This window comes from Kitasatospora sp. NPDC059599 (genome assembly GCF_042735125.1).
In the GTDB taxonomy this organism is placed as follows: Bacteria; Actinomycetota; Actinomycetes; order Streptomycetales; family Streptomycetaceae; genus Kitasatospora.
This window is the reverse complement of sequence record NZ_JBHWCL010000050.1, coordinates 33,036-54,536: the sequence shown is the minus strand read 5'-3', so window position 1 is coordinate 54,536 and position 21,501 is coordinate 33,036. Positions and strand designations below refer to the sequence as shown.

At 72.4% G+C, this 21,501-nt stretch carries 21 protein-coding genes and 1 pseudogene; 13 read left to right on the top strand and 9 right to left on the bottom strand.

The window, feature by feature from the left end; all coding sequences use genetic code 11:
* From ACFV04_RS19250 to ACFV04_RS19240, 3 genes and pseudogenes are all read left to right on the top strand, one after another.
* Positions 1 to 277, top strand: a pseudogene (locus ACFV04_RS19250) (hypothetical protein); the annotation flags it as partial.
* 317 nt (positions 278 to 594) lie between these two features.
* Complete coding sequence (locus ACFV04_RS19245) at positions 595 to 2,355, top strand: carbohydrate-binding module family 20 domain-containing protein (protein WP_380530395.1); 1,761 nt, start codon at positions 595 to 597, stop codon at positions 2,353 to 2,355.
* Between the two features lie 136 nt (positions 2,356 to 2,491).
* The gene (locus ACFV04_RS19240; RefSeq protein ID WP_360268070.1) at positions 2,492 to 2,713 is read left to right on the top strand and encodes a hypothetical protein; all 222 of its coding nucleotides are present in this window, start codon (positions 2,492 to 2,494) and stop codon (positions 2,711 to 2,713) included.
* Positions 2,714 to 2,881: 168 nt separating this feature from the next.
* Here ACFV04_RS19240 and ACFV04_RS19235 read toward each other — a convergent pair whose 3' ends face one another.
* Positions 2,882 to 3,625: an SDR family oxidoreductase gene (locus tag ACFV04_RS19235; protein ID WP_360268073.1), complete on the bottom strand. Its 744-nt coding sequence runs from the start codon at positions 3,623 to 3,625 to the stop codon at positions 2,882 to 2,884.
* Positions 3,626 to 4,047: 422 nt separating this feature from the next.
* Here ACFV04_RS19235 and ACFV04_RS19230 point away from each other — a divergent pair, with 422 nt between their 5' ends.
* The gene (locus ACFV04_RS19230) at positions 4,048 to 5,097 is read left to right on the top strand and encodes an alpha/beta hydrolase (protein ID WP_380342718.1); all 1,050 of its coding nucleotides are present in this window, start codon (positions 4,048 to 4,050) and stop codon (positions 5,095 to 5,097) included.
* Between the two features lie 119 nt (positions 5,098 to 5,216).
* Here the strand turns inward: ACFV04_RS19230 and ACFV04_RS19225 are convergent, their stop codons facing one another.
* Together ACFV04_RS19225 and ACFV04_RS19220 are read right to left on the bottom strand one after the other, a co-directional pair.
* Positions 5,217 to 6,206 (bottom strand): hypothetical protein, encoded by a 990-nt coding sequence (locus tag ACFV04_RS19225; protein ID WP_380530391.1) that lies wholly within the window; start codon positions 6,204 to 6,206, stop codon positions 5,217 to 5,219.
* A 218-nt stretch (positions 6,207 to 6,424) separates the two neighbouring features.
* On the bottom strand, positions 6,425 to 6,946 hold the full coding sequence (locus tag ACFV04_RS19220) for a SigE family RNA polymerase sigma factor (RefSeq protein WP_360268082.1): 522 nt from the start codon (positions 6,944 to 6,946) through the stop codon (positions 6,425 to 6,427).
* Positions 6,947 to 7,170: 224 nt separating this feature from the next.
* Here ACFV04_RS19220 and ACFV04_RS19215 point away from each other — a divergent pair, with 224 nt between their 5' ends.
* A complete protein-coding gene (locus tag ACFV04_RS19215; protein ID WP_380342724.1) occupies positions 7,171 to 8,007 on the top strand; it encodes a hemerythrin domain-containing protein in 837 nt (278 codons plus the stop codon).
* A gap of 225 nt (positions 8,008 to 8,232) precedes the next feature.
* Positions 8,233 to 8,634 carry a hypothetical protein gene (locus tag ACFV04_RS19210; protein WP_380342727.1) on the top strand — a complete coding sequence of 134 codons (402 nt, stop codon included), beginning with the start codon at positions 8,233 to 8,235 and terminating at the stop codon, positions 8,632 to 8,634.
* A 55-nt stretch (positions 8,635 to 8,689) separates the two neighbouring features.
* Here ACFV04_RS19210 and ACFV04_RS19205 read toward each other — a convergent pair whose 3' ends face one another.
* Positions 8,690 to 9,283 (bottom strand): DUF6891 domain-containing protein, encoded by a 594-nt coding sequence (locus tag ACFV04_RS19205; protein ID WP_380530387.1) that lies wholly within the window; start codon positions 9,281 to 9,283, stop codon positions 8,690 to 8,692.
* A gap of 95 nt (positions 9,284 to 9,378) precedes the next feature.
* Between ACFV04_RS19205 and ACFV04_RS19200 the strand changes: the two genes are divergently transcribed.
* On the top strand, positions 9,379 to 10,341 hold the full coding sequence (locus ACFV04_RS19200; protein ID WP_380342731.1) for a DUF1152 domain-containing protein: 963 nt from the start codon (positions 9,379 to 9,381) through the stop codon (positions 10,339 to 10,341).
* 64 nt (positions 10,342 to 10,405) lie between these two features.
* On the opposite strand, the gene ACFV04_RS19195 is transcribed toward ACFV04_RS19200, so the two are convergent.
* Positions 10,406 to 10,951: a DUF1707 and FHA domain-containing protein gene (locus ACFV04_RS19195; protein ID WP_360268095.1), complete on the bottom strand. Its 546-nt coding sequence runs from the start codon at positions 10,949 to 10,951 to the stop codon at positions 10,406 to 10,408.
* 136 nt (positions 10,952 to 11,087) lie between these two features.
* A complete protein-coding gene (locus ACFV04_RS19190; protein WP_380530383.1) occupies positions 11,088 to 11,648 on the bottom strand; it encodes a DUF1697 domain-containing protein in 561 nt (186 codons plus the stop codon).
* 143 nt (positions 11,649 to 11,791) lie between these two features.
* Between ACFV04_RS19190 and ACFV04_RS19185 the strand changes: the two genes are divergently transcribed.
* A complete protein-coding gene (locus ACFV04_RS19185; RefSeq protein ID WP_360268101.1) occupies positions 11,792 to 12,262 on the top strand; it encodes a pyridoxamine 5'-phosphate oxidase family protein in 471 nt (156 codons plus the stop codon).
* Positions 12,263 to 12,297: 35 nt separating this feature from the next.
* Here ACFV04_RS19185 and ACFV04_RS19180 read toward each other — a convergent pair whose 3' ends face one another.
* Positions 12,298 to 12,654 carry an arsenate reductase family protein gene (locus ACFV04_RS19180; protein WP_380530380.1) on the bottom strand — a complete coding sequence of 119 codons (357 nt, stop codon included), beginning with the start codon at positions 12,652 to 12,654 and terminating at the stop codon, positions 12,298 to 12,300.
* Positions 12,655 to 12,886: 232 nt separating this feature from the next.
* Between ACFV04_RS19180 and ACFV04_RS19175 the strand changes: the two genes are divergently transcribed.
* Both ACFV04_RS19175 and ACFV04_RS19170 read left to right on the top strand, forming a co-directional pair.
* A complete protein-coding gene (locus tag ACFV04_RS19175) occupies positions 12,887 to 14,104 on the top strand; it encodes a cytochrome P450 (protein WP_380530377.1) in 1,218 nt (405 codons plus the stop codon).
* A 163-nt stretch (positions 14,105 to 14,267) separates the two neighbouring features.
* Positions 14,268 to 15,365 carry a PP2C family protein-serine/threonine phosphatase gene (locus ACFV04_RS19170; RefSeq protein ID WP_380342742.1) on the top strand — a complete coding sequence of 366 codons (1,098 nt, stop codon included), beginning with the start codon at positions 14,268 to 14,270 and terminating at the stop codon, positions 15,363 to 15,365.
* 343 nt (positions 15,366 to 15,708) lie between these two features.
* On the opposite strand, the gene ACFV04_RS19165 is transcribed toward ACFV04_RS19170, so the two are convergent.
* The gene (locus tag ACFV04_RS19165) at positions 15,709 to 16,848 is read right to left on the bottom strand and encodes a PucR family transcriptional regulator (RefSeq protein ID WP_380342745.1); all 1,140 of its coding nucleotides are present in this window, start codon (positions 16,846 to 16,848) and stop codon (positions 15,709 to 15,711) included.
* A gap of 87 nt (positions 16,849 to 16,935) precedes the next feature.
* Here ACFV04_RS19165 and ACFV04_RS19160 point away from each other — a divergent pair, with 87 nt between their 5' ends.
* Together ACFV04_RS19160 and ACFV04_RS19155 are read left to right on the top strand one after the other, a co-directional pair.
* Positions 16,936 to 17,991 (top strand): ferredoxin reductase, encoded by a 1,056-nt coding sequence (locus ACFV04_RS19160; RefSeq protein ID WP_380530373.1) that lies wholly within the window; start codon positions 16,936 to 16,938, stop codon positions 17,989 to 17,991.
* A 7-nt stretch (positions 17,992 to 17,998) separates the two neighbouring features.
* Positions 17,999 to 19,117 (top strand): fatty acid desaturase family protein, encoded by a 1,119-nt coding sequence (locus tag ACFV04_RS19155; protein WP_380530371.1) that lies wholly within the window; start codon positions 17,999 to 18,001, stop codon positions 19,115 to 19,117.
* Positions 19,118 to 19,187: 70 nt separating this feature from the next.
* Here the strand turns inward: ACFV04_RS19155 and glnA are convergent, their stop codons facing one another.
* Positions 19,188 to 20,600: a type I glutamate--ammonia ligase gene (glnA, locus tag ACFV04_RS19150; RefSeq protein WP_360262097.1), complete on the bottom strand. Its 1,413-nt coding sequence runs from the start codon at positions 20,598 to 20,600 to the stop codon at positions 19,188 to 19,190.
* A 286-nt stretch (positions 20,601 to 20,886) separates the two neighbouring features.
* Here glnA and ACFV04_RS19145 point away from each other — a divergent pair, with 286 nt between their 5' ends.
* The gene (locus ACFV04_RS19145) at positions 20,887 to 21,354 is read left to right on the top strand and encodes an RDD family protein (protein ID WP_380530369.1); all 468 of its coding nucleotides are present in this window, start codon (positions 20,887 to 20,889) and stop codon (positions 21,352 to 21,354) included.
* Positions 21,355 to 21,501: the final 147 nt, after the last annotated feature.

Sequence of the window (21,501 nt, the reverse complement as noted above, 5' to 3'; positions counted from 1 at the left end):
GAGCATCCCGGCGGGCTGCAAGGCGACGCTGAGCTTCTGGCTGCACATCGACACCGCGGAGTCGGGCACCACGGCGTACGACAAGCTGACCGTGTCGGTCAACGGCACCACGCTGAAGACCTACTCCAACGTGGACGCCGCGGCGGGCTACCAGCAGCGCACCTTCGACCTCTCGGCCTACGCGGGCCAGACGGTCACCGTGAAGTTCAACGGCGTCGAGGACTCCTCGCTGCAGACGAGCTTCGTCATCGACGACACCTCCGTCCAGACCGGCTGAACCCGGGTCGGCTCCTCCTGAGGGGCCGGTGAACCAGGACAGGTGAGGGGCCCGGCGGCTACGGCTGCCGGGCCCTTGCCGTGTCCGGCAGCGGGTCGGGCCCGCCACCCGTGGGCGGTGGTGTGGTGGTGGGGTGGAGGTCGGTGCGGCGGGTGGCGGGCCGTGGCGGACGGCGATGCAGAAACGTATCTTCCCAGGGCCTTGACGGTGTCTCCCGGCGACCCTAGGTTCAGCGCTGCAAGTTTCCGGCAAGTTACAGAAACTTCCTGCAGGCTTCACCTCCGGCTGCCCACCCCCAGCCACCCCCAGGAGACGACGTGGTCACCACCCCCACCTCCCCCCGGCCTTCGGCCGGGGGGACCCCCAGGCCCGCCCGCGCGGCCGGCGCACTCGCCGCCTCGGCGGCGCTCGCGCTCTCGCTCGGCACCGCCGTCGGCGCCCCCGCAGCCCAGGCCGCCCCGCCCGCGAACAACGGCAAGGACGTCACCGCGACCCTCTTCGAGTGGCGCTTCGACTCCGTCGCCCAGGCCTGCACCTCGACGCTCGGCCCGAAGGGCTACGGCTTCGTCGAGGTCTCGCCGCCCCAGGAGCACATCCAGGGACCGCAGTGGTGGACCTCCTACCAGCCGGTCAGCTACCGGATCGCCGGACGGCTCGGCGACCGCACGTCCTTCAAGAACATGGTCGACACCTGCCACGCGGCCGGGGTCAAGGTCATCGCCGACGCGGTGGTCAACCACATGTCGGCCGGCTCCGGCACCGGTACCGGCGGCACCGCGTACAGCAAGTACGACTACCCCGGCACCTACCAGGACCAGGACTTCCACTCCTGCCGCCAGCCGATCGGCAACTACCAGGACCGCTCGAACGTCCAGAACTGCGAGCTGGTGAACCTCGCCGACCTGGACACCGGCAGCTCCTACGTCCAGACCACCATCGCGCACTACCTCGACGACCTCGGCTCGCTCGGGGTGGACGGCTACCGGATCGACGCGGCCAAGCACATCGCCGCCGCCGACCTCGCCGCGATCAAGGCCAAGACGGCCGACCCCAAGGCCTACTGGGTCCAGGAGGTCATCTACGGCGCGGGCGAGCCGATCCAGCCGTCCGAGTACACCGGCAACGGCGACGTGGACGAGTTCCGGGTCGGCACCGACCTCAAGCGCATCTTCACCGCCGACAAGCTCGCGAACCTCAACGGCTGGGGCGCCTCCTGGGGCTACCTGCCGAGCAGCCAGGCGCGCAGCTTCCTCGACAACTGGGACACCGAGCGCAACGGCTCCACCCTCAACTACACCTACGGCAACACCTACACGCTGGCCAACGTCTTCCTGCTGGCCTCCACCTACGGCTCGCCGAACGTCTACTCCGGCTACTCCTTCACCAACAAGGACGACGGCCCGCCCAACGGCGGCACCGTCAACGCCTGCTACCAGGACGGCTGGAACTGCACCCACGCCTGGCGGCAGGTCGCCAACATGGTCGGCTTCCGCAACGCCGTGGCGGGCACCGGGGTGACCGACTGGTGGTCCAACGGCAACAACGCGATCGCCTTCGGCCGCGGCAACAAGGGCTACGTCGCGCTCAACCACGAGAGCGGCGCGATCACCCGGACCTTCCAGACCGGGCTGCCGGCCGGCACCTACTGCGACGTCCAGCACGGCGACCCGCAGCCGGGCGGCGGCTGCACCGGCCCGACCTACCAGGTCGGCGCCAACGGGCAGTTCACCGCGACGGTGGGCGCGGGCGACGCGGTCGCGCTGTACGTCCAGCCGGGGGCGGGCGTCTCCGGCGCCTCGTTCGACGTCAACGCGACCACCGCGTACGGGCAGGACGTCTACGTGGTCGGCGACGCCGCGGCGCTCGGCGGCTGGGACCCGGCGAAGGCACTGCCGCTGTCCTCCGCCGGCTACCCGGTCTGGTCGCTGGCGCTCTCGCTGCCGGCCGGGACCTCCGTCCAGTACAAGTACGTCCGCAAGGACGCGAGCGGCGCGGTGACCTGGGAGTCCGGTGCCAACCGGACGGCGACCGTGCCCGCCGGCGGGGTCGTCACGCTGAACGACACCTGGCGGCCGTGACCCTCCGCCGCAGCCCGGCGCCGTAGCCCCCGCACCCCCGGAACCCCGTCAGCCTGGCCTGACGGGGTTCCCTCGTGCGGGTGGCCGCAGGCTCCGAAACCTCCGGCGGACGCGGGGGCGCTGGCACCATCGCGGCATGAGAACCACCCCCCTCGTCCTGGACCTCGAACTGTGCGGCGGCCGCTGGGACGGACACCGCAAGCGCGTCCACGCGGACGCCCCGCCGCCCGCCCTGCGGATGGTGCTCCGCGCCGAACTGCCCGCCGCCGAGAGCGGCGAGTACTGGCCCACCACCAGCGTCTACCGGCTGGAGGAGGACGGCGGGGTGCTGCGCTACCGGCACTCGCACGACGAGTGAGACGCGCGGGACTCGTGAAACGCGGGAGACGCGCAAGCGTGCGAGATGCGCAGGACGTGCGAGACGCGCAAGACGTGAGAGACGCGCAGGACGTGCGAGACGCGCAAGACATGCGAGATGCGCAGGACGTGCGAGACGCGTGCGACGAGTGAACGGCGCGGAGCCGGATCAGCCGCGCCCGATGTACGGCATGGCCGTCGCCATCACGGTGGCGAACTGCACGTTGGCCTCCAGCGGCAGCGCGGCCATGTGCCGAACGGTCCGGGCGACGTCGGCCACGTCCATGGTCGGCTCGGGGGCGATCCGGCCGTCCGCCTGCCGGACGCCCGCGCCCATCGCCGCCGTCATGTCGGTCGCCGCGTTGCCGATGTCGATCTGCCCGCAGGCGATCCGGTAGGGACGGCCGTCCAGGGACAGCGACTTGGTCAGGCCGGTGACCGCGTGCTTGGTCGCGGTGTAGGCGATCGAGTGCGGGCGCGGGACGTGCGCCGAGATCGAGCCGTTGTTGACGATCCGGCCGCCCTGCGGGTCCTGGGCCTTCATCTGCCGGAACGCCGCCCGGGCGCAGAGGAAGGCGCCGGTCAGGTTGAGGTCGACCACCGCCCGCCAGGCCTCGACCTCCAACTCCTCCACCGGGACGGCCGGGCCGAAGCTGCCGGCGTTGTTGAACAGCAGGTCCACCCGGCCGTGGCGCTCGACGGTCGCGGCGAACAGGGCGTCCACGGCGGCCGGGTCGGTGACGTCGGTCGGCACCACGTCGGCCGGAGCGCCGCAGAGCCGGGCGGTCCCGTGCAGCGGTTCGGCCCGTCGGCCGGCCAGCACGGGCAGCCAGCCGGCCGCGGCCAGTTCGACCGCGACGGCCCGGCCGACGCCGCTCCCGGCTCCGGTGACGACGGCGATCTGCTGGGGCATGGGGCTCTCCTCGGGGACGGTGTCGCCGGTGCTGCGGGGATGCCGGTGACGTCGGCTCGCTGAGATCGTTCCCGATCCGCGGGCCGCCGTCACCGGTCGGAAGCACCCAAGATCCGGCGCCCGGACGGGGCCGCCGCTGTGCCCCCGCGGTGACCCCCGCCGCCCGGCCCCCGCCGCCTGACGGGAGTGGTGAAGGATTTTGCCTGATCGCGAACAAACATTGGATTTCCGGTGGTCACCGCGCAACCGGGCCACCCCGGCCCACGTCATAAGATCGCAGGAAGGCACGCCCCCGCGAGGGACGGCGGGCCACCACTCCGGGGGTCGTGCCAGCGTCGTGCCCCCGGGTCTGTCCGGCCCCACCGGGGGGCCGCCGCCCGGTCAGACGGACCGGGCGCGACATCGGTCGGAGAGTCCTCACCGTGCTTAGGCAGTCGTCCCGTTCCCGTGCCGTCCTGTCCGGCGCCGCCGTGCTCGCCCTGGCCGCCTCACTCGCGGCCTGCGGCAGTTCCGGTGGTGGGAAGGGGGACAGTGCCACGTCGGGTGCCTCCCCGGCCGCGAGCGGCAGCGCCTCGGGCACCCCGGCGGGCGGCGGCACGGGCACCCCGGACGGTGCGGCGCCGACGCCCGGCAAGGTGCTGATGCCGACCGGCCCGAACGCCAACCTCGCCAAGGCCCGGGACACCACGGCCGGACCGATCTTCCTGACCACCGTGACCGGCGCCAAGTCCGGTGTCGCCGGCAAGGTCTGGGTCTGGCTGCCGCCCGAGTACAACGACCCCAAGTTCGCCAAGACCGGCTTCCCGGTGCTCACCCTCTTCGCGGGCGGCCAGAGCAACGGCTACAACACCTGGACCGACAACCAGCTGCCCATCCAGGAGGAGAACGCGCGGCTGGTCAAGGAGGGCAAGGCCCACCCGTTCATCATGGTCATGCCGGTGCAGAACTTCAACGGCGACGAGAAGAACGCGCTGGACTGCTCCGACATCCCGGGCCAGCCCAAGATGGGCACCTGGATGGCCCAGGACATCCCGGACTTCGTCCGCGCCAACTTCCGCACCGTGCAGGGCCGCGACGGCTGGGGCGTGATGGGCGCCTCGACCGGCGGCTTCTGCAGCGCCAAGCTCGCCCTGCAGTACCCGGACGTCTACAAGGCCGCGGTGCCGATCGACGGCTACTTCATCCCGGACTCGGGCCTGTGGAAGGGCCACGACGCCGAGCGCGCGGCCAACAACCCCGACGTGCTGGTCGCGCAGGGCAAGGCCGACGTGAAGATGCTGGTCACCGCGGGCGGCGCCAACCCGTACGAGACCAAGGTGGTCAAGTCCTGGGTGGCCAAGGCCGCCGCGCCGGTCGGCATCACGTACTACGAGCAGCCCGGCGGCAAGCACCTGACCTCGGACTTCAAGAAGATGATCCCGGACACCCTGGAGTGGCTGAGCAAGAACCTGGCGGGGCCGGCGGCCGACTGAGGCCGTTCCTGCCGTTCCTGCCGTTCCTGCCGTTCCTGCCGTTCCCGGCGTTTCGCCGGGTCTCGGCCGCCGGGACGCCGGGGCGCCACGGCCGGGACCCCGGGCCCGCCCGCGGGCGGTCAGGGGAGCGCGGGCGGACGGGGCGAGGTGGACGGGCCGGGGGTTCCGGCCGAGGGGCGGGTCCTGGATGGCGCGGTGACCGGGTCCCCCCAGCCGTCCTGGACCGCCTTCCGGAACCCCGACTGCCCGGCCAGGATCAACAGCTGCGGCAGCGCCACCGTCGGATCGTCGGGCTGCGGGTACGGCCGGGCCTCGGCCCGGACGAACAGCAGGGTGTAGGCCAGTTCGTCCGGGGTGACGAGCCGGAGCGCGGCCTCCCGGCCGCGCGGGGTGACCGAGACCGGGTGCATCGCCCAGACCATCGAGCCGTCCGGCAGCTTCATGCCCACGCAGTCCTCGCCCTCCGGGCTCTTCGGGCCCGAGCTGCCCGGCATGGGCGTTCCGCACGGTGAGGTGGCGCCGCCGAGCGCCCCGGAGGGCCCGTCCAGGCGCCTGGTCACCGCGACCGTGCCGCCGTCCTTCCTGGTCAGCAGGAAGTTCTCCGAGCTGACGCCCCTGGAGGCCTTCCCGATCTCCTCGGGCGGGTGGGCGCGCAGCAGGGCGAACAGGGCCGGGCTGCCCTCCGTGGCCACGCCCACGGTCGTCGTCCCGTCCGTCCCGTCCGTCCCGTCCTCCGTCCAGTCGTCCGTCCCCCCGGCCGTGCCGCCGGCCATCGGGGACGGCGTGACCGACGGCGTCGGCGACGCCGACGCGGACGGACTCGGCGCGACGGACGGCGCGACGGGCGCGCTCGCCGCCGGGAGGAGCACCCGGCCGTCGTGCTCCGCCGGGGACCGCCCGCGGACCGCCCAGCCCGCCGTGGCCAGCAGGCCCACCGCCGCCGCGGTCGCGACCGTCGCCAGCAGCCGGCGCCGGCGGCGCAGCCGGTTGCCGGAGCGGCGGACCTCCGGCAGCAGCTCCGGGGGAGCGGCCGGCTCCGGCTGGTCCAGGACCGCGCGGAACAGCGCGCCCATGTCGTCGGCGTCGAACGCCGGATCGTCCCCGTTCAATCCCGATTCCCTCTCGTCTCTCGCTCGTCGCTCGCTCGTCCCGGGCGACCCGTTGCGCCCCTGCGCCCGGCTCCGGCGGTCGCGGGCCCGGTCCCGTCGGCCGGCGGGTGTGGCCGGCCGGTTCGTGCGTACCGTCCCCTCGTGCGTCCCGCCCCCTCGTGCGTCCGGTCCCGTCGTGCGCACCGTCGCGTCGTGCGTCCGGCCCCGCCCGGCCGGGCTCAGCCCGCCGCGATCTCCAACAGTGAATCGCCGAGGATCACGCGCAACTGGGCCAGTCCCCGGCTGGTGTTGGACTTCACGGTGCCGGTGCTCTGCCGCAGGGCCGCCGCCGTCGCCTCGACCGACTGGTCCTCCCAGAACCGCAGCACCAGCGCCGCCCGGTAGGCCGGGGTGACCTTGGCGAGCGCGGCCAGCAGGGCCAGCCGGCGTTCCGGGTCGGCCGGGGCCGCGGCCCGCGGCCCGGTCGCCGGCGGCTCCGGCAGGTCCGGCGAGGGCAGTTCGTGCGAGCGGCGCAGGCGCCGGGTGTCGATGTAGGTGCGGACCAGCGTGGTCCGGGCGTACCCGGCCGCGGACTCCGGGTCGCGCAGGCGGCCCCAGCGCGAGTACAGCTTCACCAGCGTGGTCTGCGCGAGGTCCTCGGCGAGGTGCCAGTCGCCGCAGAGCAGGTAGCCGGTGCGGCGCAGCGCGGCGTACCGCCCCGCGACGAACTCGTCGAACGACTGCTCCTGCTCCGGTGACATGCGGCCTCGCTGTTCCCCTGGACTCCCGGGCGCGCCCGGTGCGCGGGCCCTCGCCCGGTAGCACGGGACGGGCGCCGCAGAGCGTTGCGTCCGCTCCGATAAACGTCCTGACCTGCGCGTCAATCGGACATTGATTCGCTTCTGATCGACTGCGGGCACCTTGGCTGGGGTGGTCCTCACCGGCCGCCACCACCCGTCCTGCCCCAAGCCGTGAAGAGAGTCCCATGCCGATCCACCTGCTGCCCCAGCCCGCCCCCGCCGTGCCCGCGCAGGGACAGCCCGGCGTCGCCCCCCGTGGTGCGGACGCGTGCGGGCGCACCACGGACGACGACCCGGCCACCGTGCGGTTCGCCGGGCTGCGGCTCGTGCACGCCGCGCTGCGCCGGGACCTCGCCCGGCTGCCCAACGCGCTGCGGCTGCTCCAGCCCGACGAGGAGGACAAGGGGGAGGCGCTGCTGCGGCACTGGACCTTCATGACCGCGATGCTGACCTGCCACCACGAGCAGCAGGACACCCGGATCTGGCCGATCGTGCGCCGCTTCGCGCCCGAGCTGCGGCTGCTGCTCAACTGGCTGGAGGCCGACCACCACAACCTCGACCACTCGTTCACCCGGGTCACCACGCTGGTCCGGATCGCCAGCCGGGACACCGGCAGCGCCTGGCCGGTCGCGTACGCGATGGAGGACCTGGCGGCGCGGCTGGAGACCCACCTGCGCATCGAGGAGCGCCAGTTGCTGCCCCGGATGGAGCGGGTGGTGGCCGACGGCTCCCGGCTCGGCGGCCTGGGCGAGCTGCTGGACCTGCTGCGGGTGGCGGACGGGCCCGGCACGGCGGACGCGCTGGCCTGGCTGCTGGACGGCGTCGATCCCGCTGCGGTGGAGCGGCTGCTGGCCGAGTGCGACGACGACGTGGCCCGTAACTGGCCGCACTGGCAGGCGACCTACCAGCGTTGCACCGCGCCGCTGTGGGGACCGGGTGGCGGCGCTGAGGACGGCCCGGGGGAGGGCCTCGGGGGCGGCGCCGGCAGTGGCTTCGGCGGCCTGGGGAGCGTCGCCGACTGACCGCCGGCGTTTTCGCGGGCCTTCGATCTACGCGCGTGGCATGAGCCTCCGGCATATGCTGCAGCCCGTCGGACAGCCGGTCCGCCGGACAACTCCCGATGACCCCTAGGGGATTCGACCCACCGCTCTCGGGGTTCGATCGCCCGGCCGATCCGGGCTGCACCAGGGCAGGCCTCCCGCCGACGACCGATGGCTGGGCGTGTCCGGTCCACTACCGTCGAGGACATGACCACAGCGAGCAGCACTGCCAAGGCCCACCGCACCAGCCTCCGGACCCGCTTCCGGTTCGGCTCGGCGATCCTCGCCGCGGGCGCCGTCCTGACGCTCGGCGCCGGACTGGCCGCCTGTGAGGGCGGCGTGGCGCTCTGCCTCGACGACCACAAGTGCACCGTCGGCATCAAGACCGACGGCGCGGACGCCTCCAAGACCGTCAAGGTCTTCGGCGGCGACAACCCGATGAAGATGACGATCGCTCACATCACCGACAGCTCGGCCGAGGTGACCATCGGCGACACCAAGAAGACCGTCGACAAGGACTCCGAGACCGCCGTCGGCAACGTCAAGGTCACCATCCGCAAGGCGGACAAGAGCGACCACTTCGCCGAGGTGCACGTCGAGCGCGACTGACCGCTCCCCGGCGCCCACCCGCCGCCCTCGACCCTCCCCGGCGCCCCCCGACCGCCTACTCCGGAAGGCGGTTGAGCCACTCCAACGGAGCGACCCGGATCGCCGTGTGCGGCGATCCGTCCCACTCCACCGAGAGGCCGGCCGCCTCCAGCGCGCCGACCACGACCCGTCCGATCCCCGCCGTCCGGCGCTCCGAGACCTCGGCCGGCTCCCCGTCGGAACGGAACACGCCGTAGCGCAGCATCAGACCCTGTCCGGCGGCCGCCGACTCGGTGTCCTGCTGGTGGAAGAAGACGAACCCGGAGGAGTCCTCCTCGGCCTCGCCACCGATCTCCGCGTAACCGCAGCCCGCGCAGCAGGTGAAGTCCATGGCCGCGACGACGCCCTGGTCCTCCAGCGCGTCGAAGGCGTCGGCCAGACGGTCCACGTCCGTGACCCGCGGCCACGCCGCCTGCTCGGCCAGCCGCGCGCTCCACAGCGGGGCGACGATCCGCTCCGCCTCCTCCGGGGTGAGCCCCTGGTCGTCGAGGACCTCGATCAGGGACTCGGCTATCTCGTCCGGCTCCTGGAAGCCGCACCGGATCAACTCGGCGGCCCGTTCCCGGGCTTCGCGCAGTACGTCGGGGGTGAGAGCCGTCTCCTGGGTCATGTCCGCATCCTCGCACCCGCCACCGACAGTCGGCCGGGAGGGTTGGGCTCGGCCCGACCGGGGCCGTCCGGGCCGCGCGGTGCTACCGTCCGCCGGTGACCTCACTGCTGCAACCCCCGCTGATCACCCGGCTGCTGGCCGCCGAGAGCATCCTGATCGCCGGCGCCGGCGGCGGATTCGACGTGTACGCCGGGTTGCCGATCGCCCTCGCCCTGCGGGCCGCGGGCAAGCAGGTGCACCTGGCCAACTTCTCCTTCACCCACCTCTACGGCCTGCCGTTGGAGGTATGGGCGGATCCCGACGTGGCCATGGTCCGGCCGGACACCCCGGGCCCCGAGGGCTACTTCCCGGAGCGCACGCTGGCCCGCTGGCTGCACCGGCACCGGATGCCCGACACCGTGTGGGCCTTCCCGTCGGTGGGCGTGCAGCCGCTGCGCGACGCCTACCGCTCACTCGTCGCCCGGCTGGGCGTCGACGCCGTCCTGCTGGTGGACGGCGGCACCGACATCCTGATGCGCGGCGACGAAGCCGGACTCGGCACCCCCGAGGAGGACATGGCCAGCCTGGCAGCGGTGGCCGGGCTCACCGAGGTGCCCGAGCGGCTGGTCGCCTGCCTGGGCTTCGGCATCGACGCCTTCCACGGCGTCAACCACGCGCTGGTGCTGGAGAACCTCGCCGCGCTGGACCGGGCCGGCGGTTACCTCGGCGCCTTCTCCGTCCCGCGTGACAGTCGGGAGGGGGCGCTCTACCTGGACGCCGTCGAGCACGCCCGGGCCGCCTTCCCCGAGCACCCCAGCATCGTCAACGGCTCGGTGGCGGCGGCCCTGCGCGGCGAGTTCGGTGACGTCCGGTTCACCGAGCGGACCAAGGGCAGCGACCTGTTCGTCAACCCGCTGATGGCGGTCTACTTCGGCGTCACCGTCGAGGCGCTGGCCGCCGAGCACCTCTACCTGGACCGGCTGGAGCGGACCGTGGTGACCCGCCAGATCGCCACCGCCATCGCGGAGTTCCAGGACGAACTCCCCCGGCAGCGGCCGCCCCGGCAGTTCCCGCACTGACCGCAGCGGCCAACGCGGCAGTTCCCGCACTCACCGCACCGGCCGACCAGGGCGGCGCGGCGCCTCAGAGCGCGGCGAGCCGGAACTCCAGGTTCCCGAAGCGCACCTGGTCGCCCGGGCCGACCCGGACGCCGCCCGCGATCCGGCGTCCGTTGACGTGCGTGCCGTTGGTCGAGCCGAGGTCGTACAGCACCCAGCAGCCGTCCTCGTGCCGGAGTTCGGCGTGGTTCCGGGAGACCGAGGCGTCGTGCAGTCGCAGCCCCGAGCCGGGGATCCGGCCGATCGTCAGCAGTGCGGCGCCGGCCTGCGGCAGGCTCAGCCCGGGCAGCCGCTCGGTGCGCCAGGCCCGGTTCAGCCGGTCTCCGAAGCCGGAGACCCGGCCGACCGTGCGCAGCACGAACCGTTCGACCGGCCCACCGGTCGGCAGCCCGGCCACCGCCGCGTCCAACTCGCCGCGGCTGGTGGCCTGCAGGACGATGTCCATCCGGCCGAGGAAGGTGTCGTGCGAGAGCCGCCCGCTGCCCGCGCCGTCCTTCAGCACCCCGAGCGCCTGGTCCCGTTCGGCGTCGGAGGGCCGGTGCCGGCCGGTGGGGAACTCAGGAGGCGTCATGGCCGAATTGTCGGCTCGGCCGACTCGGGCTGTCCAGATCACGCCGTCCGCGGGCGCGTGGTTCGTACGTCACGGCAGTCCAGACGCCGCCCCCGGCCACGCGGTTCCGCGTCGTTCGGGCAGGCCGTACGGGTCGTCAGGCCTTGCGGGCGGCGGCCAGGATCTTCTCGGTGGTGTGCAGGAACCGGGAGGTGACCGAGCCCCGGTACTCCTTGCCGAACATGTCCTTGGTGACCCACTTGCCGTCCTGCAGGTGGATCACCACGTAGGCGGCCCCCGGATCGGCGCCGAGCACCTCGACGTCGCCCTTCGGCGAGCGGTGCGGGAGGGCGAGTCCGGCGGGCAGCGGCTCGGAGAGGAAGGCGACCACCAGCCGGACGTCCGGTGTCACCTCGACGCCCCGGAAGGGCTCGGCGGCGAGCAGGTCGGCGACCTCGTCCACCGTCCGCAGCATCACCGGCACGGGGTACCCGAGCGCCTGCTCCAGGTGTTCCTCGATCCGCCCGGTCAGCGCGGCGCGCTCGGCCGGGCCGGCCGGCCCGTCGGTGGTGAAGAAGACGTTGCCGCTCTGGATGTACGAGCGGACGCCCGCCAGCCCCAGTTCGGCGAAGAGCGCCCGCAACCGCTCCATCTTCACCGTCCGGCCGCCGACGTTGATGGCCCGCAGGAACGCGATGTACGTGGTCGTGGTGGTCACCCCGCCAGTGTGGCACCGGCCTGTGACAGCGGCCTGTGACAACGCCCTGTGACAGCGGTCCGCGGGACGACACCGGCCCGCGGTGCCGCCCGGCCGGCGCCGCGCGGACGGCGGTTGTCGGTGCCCGGTGCCAGACTGGCGCCATGGCTACCTGGCAGGATTTCGAGCAGCAGGCTCCCGATCTGGCGCCCCTGGTGCGGGCCCGCTTCGAGGCCAACAAGCACCACGTCCTGGCGTCGCTGCGCAAGGACGGTTCGCCCCGGGTCAGCGGGACGGAGGTCGAGTTCGTCGGCGCCGACCTGTGGATCGGGTCGATGTACGGCGCGGTCAAGGCGCGCGACCTCCAGCGCGACGCCCGCTTCGCCCTGCACGCGCACCCGGGGGACGAGACCATGGCCGGCGGGGACTCCAAGGTCTCCGGCCGGGCGGTCGAGATCACCGACGAGGCCGAACTCGCCGCGTTCGCCGCCGATCTGCCCCAGCCGCCGCCCACCCCGTTCCACGCCTTCCGGCTGGAGCTCGACCAGGTGGTGCACACCGCGGTCGAGGGCGAGCACCTGCTGGTCCACAACTGGCACCCGGGCCGCCCGGTGGAGACGGTCCGGCTGCACTGACCGGCCGGACGGCCCGACCGGTCAGCGGGCGGGGCTCACGGCAGGACGGACTTGAGGGCGTCGGGGGTGCGGGCCACGACGGCGTGCCCGTCGTCCGCGGTGATGATCGGGCGCTGGATCAGGATGGGGTGCTCGGCCATCGCCGCGATCCAGCGGGCCCGCTCATCCGCCTCCCGGGGCCAGTCCTTCATCCCCAGGTCCTTCGCGACCTGCTCGTCGGTGCGGGTGATGTCCCACGGCTCCAGGCCGAGGCGCTCCAGCACCTGCTCCAGCTCGGCCGCGGTCGGCGGGTCCTCCAGGTAGCGCCGCACGGTGTACTCGACCCCGGCGGCGGTCAGCTCGCCGAGCGCGCTCCGGCACTTGCCGCAGCGCGGGTTGATCCAGATCTCCATGCGGGCCAGCCTACCGAGCCGGCCCCGGGCCCCGCCCCGCCGTGACCGGCGCCGAACCGCCCGAACCGCCTGAACCGCCCGGCCCGCCCCGGCGGCGAACCGCCGGGGCACGCACCCGCCGCGCACCCGCCGGGCACCGGACCGTCCCGGACGGGAACTCCGGCCCGGCCGCCGGTGGTTCACGAACCAGGACGGGGCGGGCGATCCCGTGATCTCGGGAGGGGAGAACCGCGTGGACGGTGCGACGATCATCGAGCTGCTGACGGAGACCGGGGTCAAGGCCGATCCGTACCCGCTGTACGCGAAGGCACGGGAGCTGGGCCCGGTGGCCCCGGCCGGGGACGGGGTGTTCGTGGTCAGCGGCTACGCGGCCGTCAACAGGGTGCTGCGCACGCCCGCCTTCGGCGTCGCCACCGCCGACATGATGGCGGGCCTGGCCCCGGAGTTCCTCGCGCACTCCTCGCTCGCCCTCTTCGGCCGTTCGATCCTCCAGCGCAACGCCCCCGACCAGCCCCGGGTCCGCTCGCTGATCGCCTCGGTGTTCACCGCCCGCAGGGTCGCCGCGCTGCGCCCGGCCGTGGAGGCGGCGGTGGCCCGGCTGCTGGAGGGGATGGCCGAGCAGGGCGCCGACGGCTCGCCGGTGGACTTCATGGACGCGTTCGCCTACCGGCTGCCGGTCGGGGTGATCTGCGAGCTGCTCGGTGTCCCCGAGCGGGACCGTCACCTGTTCCGCGGCCTGGCCTCCGACCTGACCGCCGTCCTGGAGATCAGCGAGGACCTCGGTGAACTGACCGCGGCCGACCGGGCGGCGGACGAGCTGTCCCGGTACTTCACGGAACTGGCCGCCGAGCGGTTGGCCCGCCCGCAGGACGACCTGGTCAGCGACCTCGCCCGGATCGCCGCCGACGACAGCGGGCGGCTCTCCGCCGAGGAACTGCTGGCCAACCTGGTGCTGCTGCTGGTGGCCGGCTTCGAGACCACCACCAACCTGCTCGGCAACGGCCTCGCCCTGCTGTTCCGCCACCCCGGGGCGGCCGCCGGGCTGCGCAACGGCGCGGTCGCCCCGGCCGGCTTCGCCGACGAGGTGTTGCGCTTCGACTCCCCGGTGCAGGCCACCGGGCGGGTCGCACTGGCCGAGGGCCTGGCCGTGGACGGGCTGCCCGTTCCGCTCGGCAGCGAGGTGACCCTGCTGATCGGCGCGGCCAACCGCGACCCGGCCCGGTACGAGCGCCCCGACGAGTTCGACCCGACCCGCACCGACAGCCAGCCGCTCAGCTTCGGCGGCGGCCAGCACTTCTGCCTGGGCTCCCAGCTGGCCCGGCTGGAGGCGGAGGTCGCCGTGCCCGCACTGCTGGACCGCTTCCCGCGGCTCGCCCCCGGCGGTGTCGCCACCCGGCGGGACCGCCTGGTCCTGCGCGGGTACGAGACCCTGCCGGTGACCGTGCGCTGACCGCGTCCCGACCGCCGGCCACGCCCGGGGCCCGGACGGGCCGGCCCGGAGAACGGGACGTTCGGCCGTTCGTGACTGGGCCGTTCGTGGGAGAGCATGGAGGGACGAAACCGGCTATTCCGGACTCATCGTCCGGAGCGGCCACCGGCCAGGAGGTCCCGCCGTGCCCACAGCACCCCGCCCGTCGCGCCCCGCCGCGCTGGAGCCCCGGGTGCCGCGCTGGGTCCCGTGGCTGCCGGTCGTCCTGCTGGTGCTGGACCTGGTCGCGGAGGCGGTCGTCCCGGACGCCGTCGCCGCCGGCTTCCTGCTCACCGCGTTGCCCGTGGTGGCCGCGTTCAGCTACGGCCCGGTGCTGACCGCCACCGCCACCGTCGGCTCCCTGGTGCTCCAGCTGGTCCTGGCCCTGCGTGCGGGCCACATCAACGAGCAGCACCACGTCTGGGTCTACATCGCCACGCTGCTCTCCGGCGTGATGGGCACCGCCCTGTCGTGGCAGCGCACCCGGCAGAACCGCAACCTGCTGCAGGCCCGCACCGTCGCCGAGACCCTGCAGCGGACCGTGCTGCGGCCGGTGCCCGAGCGGGCCGGCGGACTGCGGGTGGCCGGCCTCTACCGCTCGGCCCAGGCCGAGGTGCTGGTCGGCGGCGACCTGTACGAGGTGTGCGACACCCGTTTCGGCGTGCGGGTCCTGCTGGGCGACGTCCGGGGCAAGGGCCTCGGCGCGGTCCGTACGGTCGCCGACGTCCTCGGTGCGTTCCGGGCGGCCGCGTACGACACCCCGGGGCTGGTCGACCTCGCCGACCAGCTGGACCGCGCGGTCCTGCGCGACGCCGCCGACCGGGGCGACGACGAACTGTTCGCCACGGCCGTGCTGCTGCAGTACCGGCCGGGCTCCGACTGCGTGGAGATCGTCAACCGCGGCCACACCACCCCGCTGTTGCTGACCGGCGGCGCGATAGCCCCGGTGTCCTGCGCGGACGAGCTCCCGCTGGGCCTCGGCCACCTCGGGCCCGTCGAGGAGTGCGGCAAGCCGACCGCCGTCGCCCTGCCCCCGGGCCACACCGTGCTGCTCTACACCGACGGCGTCAGCGAGGCCCGGGACGCCACCGGGGCCTTCTACCCGCTGGCCCCGCGGCTCGCGGCCCTCGGCACCACCGCGCCGGACCGGCTGGTCTCCTTCCTGGCCGAGGACGTCCACCGGTACGCCGGCCTGCTCGCCGACGACCTCGCCGTCCTCGCCCTCACCCCGGACGTCCCGTAGCCCCGGACGTCCCGGAGCCCCGACGTTCATGGCCCGGCCGGTGTCCTCACCCGGCCCGCCTGCCCGGCTCGCCAGGCCCGCCCGGGCCCCGAACATCCGAAGCCCCCGCCCTGGTGAACGGTCCACCGGGGCGGGGGCTTCGGAACGCCGTACGGCCTACAGGTCGTCGTCATACTCGAACATGTCTCTGACCTGCGGAGACAGGGACCTTGTGGAGGATCGTTCCACAGCCGGTGCACACGCAGCGGTTTCAACGGACGAGACGAGTGGTGAAGCGCTGAGCATGATGTCCGGTCCGGTCCGGTCCGGACGCGGACGCGGTCGCGGACGGTCGACGTACGCGTCAGCTGCCCCGAAGACCCACCGCCAGGGTCAGTTCAAGGACCCGGTCCGGCGAGGCGAGATCCGGAAACAGCTCCCGCAGCTGCGCCATCCGGTACCGGACTGTCTGCGGATGGACGAACAATGCCGCCGCCACCTCGTCCCGCCTGCCCTGGTGCAGCAGCCACGCCCGCAACGTCTCCTCCAGCCTCCGTGCGGTCGCGACGGGCACGGTCCGCAACGGTGCGAGGGCTCGGGCGCGCAGGTCTGCGAACGCGTCCACGTCGGCGCTCAGCACCAGCTCGGGCAGGTGCTCCTCGGTATCGCGAATGTCGGAGGAGAGGGAGCGCGCACGTACGGCTCGTGCGTACGAGGCGGACGCACGGGTCCACGGCCGTGCCGGGCCGACCACGGCGGTGCGGTCGGTCAGCTGTCGCAAGAGGTGTGACCGGTCGGCGTCCGGGACGAGCAGTGCACCGGTGGCGTCCGGCAGATCGTCGAGGACGAGAGTGCCCGGGTCGAGCAGGCGGTAGGCAGGCCGGGCCAGGGCTGCGGGCAGCAGGACTGCGGTCAGCGAAACCGGGGGCTGCCACCCGGCCCGTTGAGCGGAGACCAGCAGCACGTCCGGGCTCGCGCCGACGAGGAGGTCGCGGGCCAGGTGTTCCAGGTGGCGCTCGTGGGCCCTGCCCCGGGCGGCCAGTTCGTCGGCGTGGCCCGCGGCGCTCGCGGCGGAGAGCTCGTCGATGTAGGCGAAGGTCAGCTCGGCGAACTTGGCGACTTCGGCGGCGGGCAGACCTGCGGGTACGGCACCCGCCGCGAGGCATCGCCAGGCCACGCGGGCGCCGACGCGGTAGGCGCTGAGCAGGGCGTCCATCGAACGGCCGTCGCGCACCTCGCCGCGGCCCAGCTCGTAGGCTGCGTCACCGGCGTCGCCACCCGTGGCGTTCCCGCTCGCGAGGTCCAGGTAGTGCCCCAGGGCGGTGCGGACGGCTCGGCGGATGGTGCCGCCCATGCGGCCCGAAAGGGCGTTCGCATAGGGAGGGACCTCGTCGATGATTGCCTGGACGACCTCGTCGGCGGTGGCCGTCAGCGCGGCCCGAAGCGCGGTGACCGTCGTCTCGTCCAGTACCAGCTCGCTGGCCCTCCGGATTGCATGGCTCACGTTCTTGTTCCCTGCGAACAATTCAGCCGACCAGATTTACGTCCTACGGTCAGGACTTTACGCCCTGAGGCGCAGCAAGCTGGAGTCATGACGAGTGCAGCCCTCCGCAGCAGGGCGTGGAAACTGCTGGAGATGGTCACGACGCCGCTGCTGCCGTCGGACTACCTCGACCTGATCAGCCCGCTGCGTGCGGGCGCCGACCTGCGTGGGCGCATCGAGGCCGTGCACCCGGAGACGGCTGATGCCGCGACCGTCGTGATCAGGCCGGGACGGGGCTGGCGCGGCCACACGGCCGGTCAGTACGTACGGATCGGGGTCGAGGTCGACGGGAGGCGCCTGTGGCGTGCCTACTCCATCACGTCACCGACGAACCGCCGGGACGGCCGCATCACGATCACCGTGAAGGCGATCCCGGACGGCAAGGTCAGCAACCACCTGGTCCACAGGGCGACACCGGGCACGCTGATCCAGCTCGACCAGCCGACCGGTGACTTCGTGCTGCCGCATGCCAAGCCCGCCAAGGTGCTCTACCTGACGGCGGGCAGTGGCATCACGCCCGTGATGGGCATGCTGCGCGGCACCGAGTTCGACGACGTCGTCATGATCCACTGCGCGCCACAGCCGCAAGACGTGATCTTCCGCAGTGAACTGCACGACCTGGTCGCGGACAGGAAGCTGCGCCTCACCGAGGTGCACACCGACACGGGCGGCAGGCTCGACATCGCCCGTCTCGACGAACTCGTGCCCGACTGGGCCGAGCGCGAGACCTGGGCCTGCGGGCCCGCGGGCCTGCTCGACGCCGCAGAGGAGCACTGGACCGAGCACGGCGTCCGAGAGCGCCTGCACACCGAACGGTTCCGCCCCCGCATCGTCATCGCCGGCGACGGCGGCGAGGTCACGTTCAGTGCCACCGGCAAGACCGTCGACGCGGACGGCGCCACGCCGTTGCTGGACATCGGCGAGGAAGCCGACGTGCTGATGCCCTCCGGGTGCCGCATGGGCATCTGCTTCGGCTGCGTCACGCCGCTCAAGGCGGGCGCCGTCCGCGACCTGCGCACCGGCGAGATCACCGAGGCCGAGCCGGGCGTCCTCATCCAGACCTGCGTGTCCGCCGCGGCGGGCCCCTGCGACATCGAACGGTAGAAGCACTTTGACCGCCATCGACCCCACCGCCCACCTGACCGCGGAGCAGATCGAGGAGCTCGGCCGCGAGCTGGACGTGATCCGTGACGAGGTGATCGCCGACCGTGGCGAGAAAGACGCTGCCTACATCCGCAAGGTCATCTCGGCGCAGCGCAAGCTCGAACTGGCCAGCAGGGGCGTGCTGCTGTTCTCGATCTTCCCGCCCGCGTGGCTGCTCGGCACTGCCGGCCTGTCCGTGGCGAAGATCATGGACAACATGGAGATCGGCCACAACGTCCTGCACGGCCAGTGGGACTGGATGCGGGACCCGAAGATCCACTCCACCACCTGGGAGTGGGACCACGTCTCGCCGGCCGAGCAGTGGAAGCACTCGCACAACGAGCTGCACCACACGTACACCAACGTGATCGGCAAGGACAACGACCTCGGCTACGGCATCATGCGCGTCGACGAGGACCAGAAGTGGCACCCGTTCCACCTCGGCCAGCCGTTGTGGAACTTCGTCAACGCCTGCTTCTTCGAGTACGGCATCGCCGCGTACGACCTCGAACTCGGCAAGAACCTGCACAAGCGCCGCCGCAGGAACCCGGAGTTCCGCGCACGGGCCAAGGCCGTGGGCCGCAAGATCCGCAAGCAGGTGCTCAAGGACTACGTGATCCACCCGCTGCTGTCGGGCCCGTCGTTCCTCACCACGCTCGCCGCCACGTTCACCGCGAACGTGGTCCGCAACGTCTGGTCCCACTCGGTGATCATGTGCGGGCACTTCCCGGAGGGCGTAAAGGTCTTCGAGCGCCAGTCGGTCAAGGGCGAGACGCGCGGCCAGTGGTACCTGCGCCAGATGATGGGCTCGGCGAACATCAGCGGCAGCAGGGCGATGCACTTCATGACGGGCAACCTGTCCCACCAGATCGAGCACCACCTGTTCCCGGACCTGCCGAGCAACCGGTACGCCGAAGTCGCGGTGAAGGTGCGCGCGCTGTTCGAGAAGTACGAGTTGGAGTACGTCACCGGGCCGCTGCCCAAGCAGGTGTTCTCCGCGTGGCACAAGGTCGTCCGGCTCTCGCTCCCGAACAAGAAGCCCAAGGTCAAGACACCGGCCCGCGAGAAGGCGCTCGTCGCGGGCTGATTCCCGGTGTCGGTTCAGAGCTTGCGGCCGTACCCGGCGGCACCGCCGGGTACGGCCGCATTGGGGCCTCTTACAGGTCGTAGTACAGCTCGAACTCGTGCGGGTGCGGCCGCAGCGCGATCGGGGCGATCTCGTTGGTGCGCTTGAAGTCGATCCAGGTCTCGATCAGGTCCGGGGTGAAGACGTTGCCCGCGAGCAGGTACTCGTGGTCGGCCTCCAGGGCCTCCAGGACGGCCGGGAGCGAGGAGGGCACCTGCGGGACGTTGGCGTGCTCCTCGGGGGCCAGCTCGTAGAGGTCCTTGTCGACCGGCTGCAGCGGCTCGATCTTGTTGCGGATGCCGTCGAGGCCGGCCATCAGCATGGCGGAGAAGGCCAGGTACGGGTTGGAGGACGGGTCCGGCGCGCGGAACTCGATGCGCTTGGCCTTGGCGTTGGAGCCGGTGATCGGGATGCGGATCGCGGCCGAGCGGTTGCGCTGCGAGTAGACCAGGTTGACCGGCGCCTCGAAGCCCGGCACCAGGCGGTGGTAGGAGTTCACCGAGGGGTTGGTGAACGCCAGGAGCGAGGGGGCGTGCCGCAGCAGGCCGCCGATGTAGTAGCGGGCGGTGTCGGAGAGGCCGGCGTAGCCCTGCTCGTCGTAGAAGAGCGGCGAGCCGTCGGTCCACAGCGACTGGTGGACGTGCATGCCCGAGCCGTTGTCGCCGAAGATCGGCTTCGGCATGAAGGTGGCGGTCTTGCCGTTCCGCCAGGCGACGTTCTTGATGATGTACTTGAACAGCATCAGGTCGTCGGCGGCGTGCAGCAGGGTGTTGAACTTGTAGTTGATCTCGGCCTGGCCGGCTGTGCCGACCTCGTGGTGCTGGCGCTCGACCTCCAGCCCGGCCTTGGCGAGTTCCAGCGACATCTCGGCGCGCAGGTCGGCGAAGTGGTCGACCGGCGGTACGGGGAAGTAGCCGCCCTTGTACTTGACCTTGTAGCCGCGGGCGTCGCCCTCGGCGGCGCCGCTGTTCCAGGCGCCCGCCTCCGAGTCGATGTGGTAGAAGGACGCGTTGGCGCTGGTCTCGAAGCGGACCGAGTCGAAGACGTAGAACTCGGCCTCGGGCCCGAAGAACGCGGTGTCGGCGATGCCGGAGGAGGCGAGGTACGCCTCGGCCTTCTTGGCGACGTTGCGCGGGTCGCGGCTGTAGGCCTCGCCGGTGACCGGGTCCTGGATGAAGAAGTTGATGTTGAGGTGCTTCTCGGCCCGGAAGGGGTCGAGCCGGGCCGTGGCGAGGTCCGGCACGAGTGCCATGTCGGACTCGTGGATGGCCTGGAAACCGCGGATCGACGAGCCGTCGAACATCAGGATCTCGGACGGATCGAAGGTCGCCGCAGGTACGGAGAAGTGCTGCAAGACGCCCGGCAGGTCGCAGAACCGGACATCGACGAACTTGACGTCGTTGTCCTGGATGAACTGCTTCACTTCGGCGGCGTTGTTGAACATCCATCCTCCTCGGCGTGCGAATTGGGCTCACCCTAGGAATGGGTCGTTTCCAGTCGGTGACCCGTTCGTTTCCTCGATGTTAACCGCAGCCCCCGGACGGGCGGCAAAGCCGTACGGGATCGGGCAAATCGCCTCGCCGACCTGGGCGGCCTCCCCCAAGTGGTCTGGACCACTGGAAGATTGCGGGGAAAGCCGCCGGAGCCGGATTCACCCGGTCGGGGAGGGTGTCCCGCGGGGGAGGGGTGCCGGTGACGGTGCGGGCCGTCAGCCCGGTTAGTGTGGATTCGTGGACACCAGAGAAGCGTTGGGATCGTGGATCGACGGCCCTAAGGCGGCCGCCGAGAAGATGGGCACCGACTTCGGGCACCGCGGCGAGCGCCTCGGGCTGCCCGAGGAGGGCCCCGGCTCCATCGCGGGCCCCGGCCGCCGGATCGGCGCCCTGTTCGTGGACGGCTGGCTGGTCGCCCTGATCTCGTACGGCCTGATCGCCCGCGGCGACCAGGCCGAGGCCAACCTCTGGACCAGCCCGCTGTACTTCCTGGTCGCGGCCCTGCTGCTGGCCACGACCGGCACGACGGTCGGCAAGCGGCTGTTCGGCCTCCGCGTGATGCGCCTGGACGGCGGCCGCGCGTCCATCCCGCAGGTCCTGCTGCGCACCCTGCTGCTCTGCCTGGTGGTGCCCCCGCTGGTCTGGGACCGCGACACCCGGGGCCTGCACGACAAGGCGGTCGGCACGGTCGAGGTCCGGATCTAGCACCGGCCGCCGGTCCGCTCCGCCGGCGCGCGACGCGGAGCGACGTCCGGAGTGGAACGCGCCTCCGGAGCCCCGGAGCGGCGAACCGCCCCCGGAGCCCCGGAACCCCGGAACCCCAGGACACCGAAACGGCCCCGCCGCGGAGCT

What these genes read in the sequence shown, in the direction of transcription:
- ACFV04_RS19240 (WP_360268070.1), top strand. Translation starts at nt 2,492, where the DNA reads ATGAGAACCACCCCCCTCGTCCTGGACCTCGAACTGTGCGGCGGCCGC.
- ACFV04_RS19235 (WP_360268073.1), bottom strand. Translation starts at nt 3,625, where the DNA reads ATGCCCCAGCAGATCGCCGTCGTCACCGGAGCCGGGAGCGGCGTCGGC.
- ACFV04_RS19220 (WP_360268082.1), bottom strand. Translation starts at nt 6,946, where the DNA reads ATGTCACCGGAGCAGGAGCAGTCGTTCGACGAGTTCGTCGCGGGGCGG.
- ACFV04_RS19215 (WP_380342724.1), top strand. Translation starts at nt 7,171, where the DNA reads ATGCCGATCCACCTGCTGCCCCAGCCCGCCCCCGCCGTGCCCGCGCAG.
- ACFV04_RS19210 (WP_380342727.1), top strand. Translation starts at nt 8,233, where the DNA reads ATGACCACAGCGAGCAGCACTGCCAAGGCCCACCGCACCAGCCTCCGG.
- ACFV04_RS19205 (WP_380530387.1), bottom strand. Translation starts at nt 9,283, where the DNA reads ATGACCCAGGAGACGGCTCTCACCCCCGACGTACTGCGCGAAGCCCGG.
- ACFV04_RS19195 (WP_360268095.1), bottom strand. Translation starts at nt 10,951, where the DNA reads ATGACGCCTCCTGAGTTCCCCACCGGCCGGCACCGGCCCTCCGACGCC.
- ACFV04_RS19185 (WP_360268101.1), top strand. Translation starts at nt 11,792, where the DNA reads ATGGCTACCTGGCAGGATTTCGAGCAGCAGGCTCCCGATCTGGCGCCC.
- ACFV04_RS19180 (WP_380530380.1), bottom strand. Translation starts at nt 12,654, where the DNA reads ATGGAGATCTGGATCAACCCGCGCTGCGGCAAGTGCCGGAGCGCGCTC.
- ACFV04_RS19160 (WP_380530373.1), top strand. Translation starts at nt 16,936, where the DNA reads ATGACGAGTGCAGCCCTCCGCAGCAGGGCGTGGAAACTGCTGGAGATG.
- glnA (WP_360262097.1), bottom strand. Translation starts at nt 20,600, where the DNA reads ATGTTCAACAACGCCGCCGAAGTGAAGCAGTTCATCCAGGACAACGAC.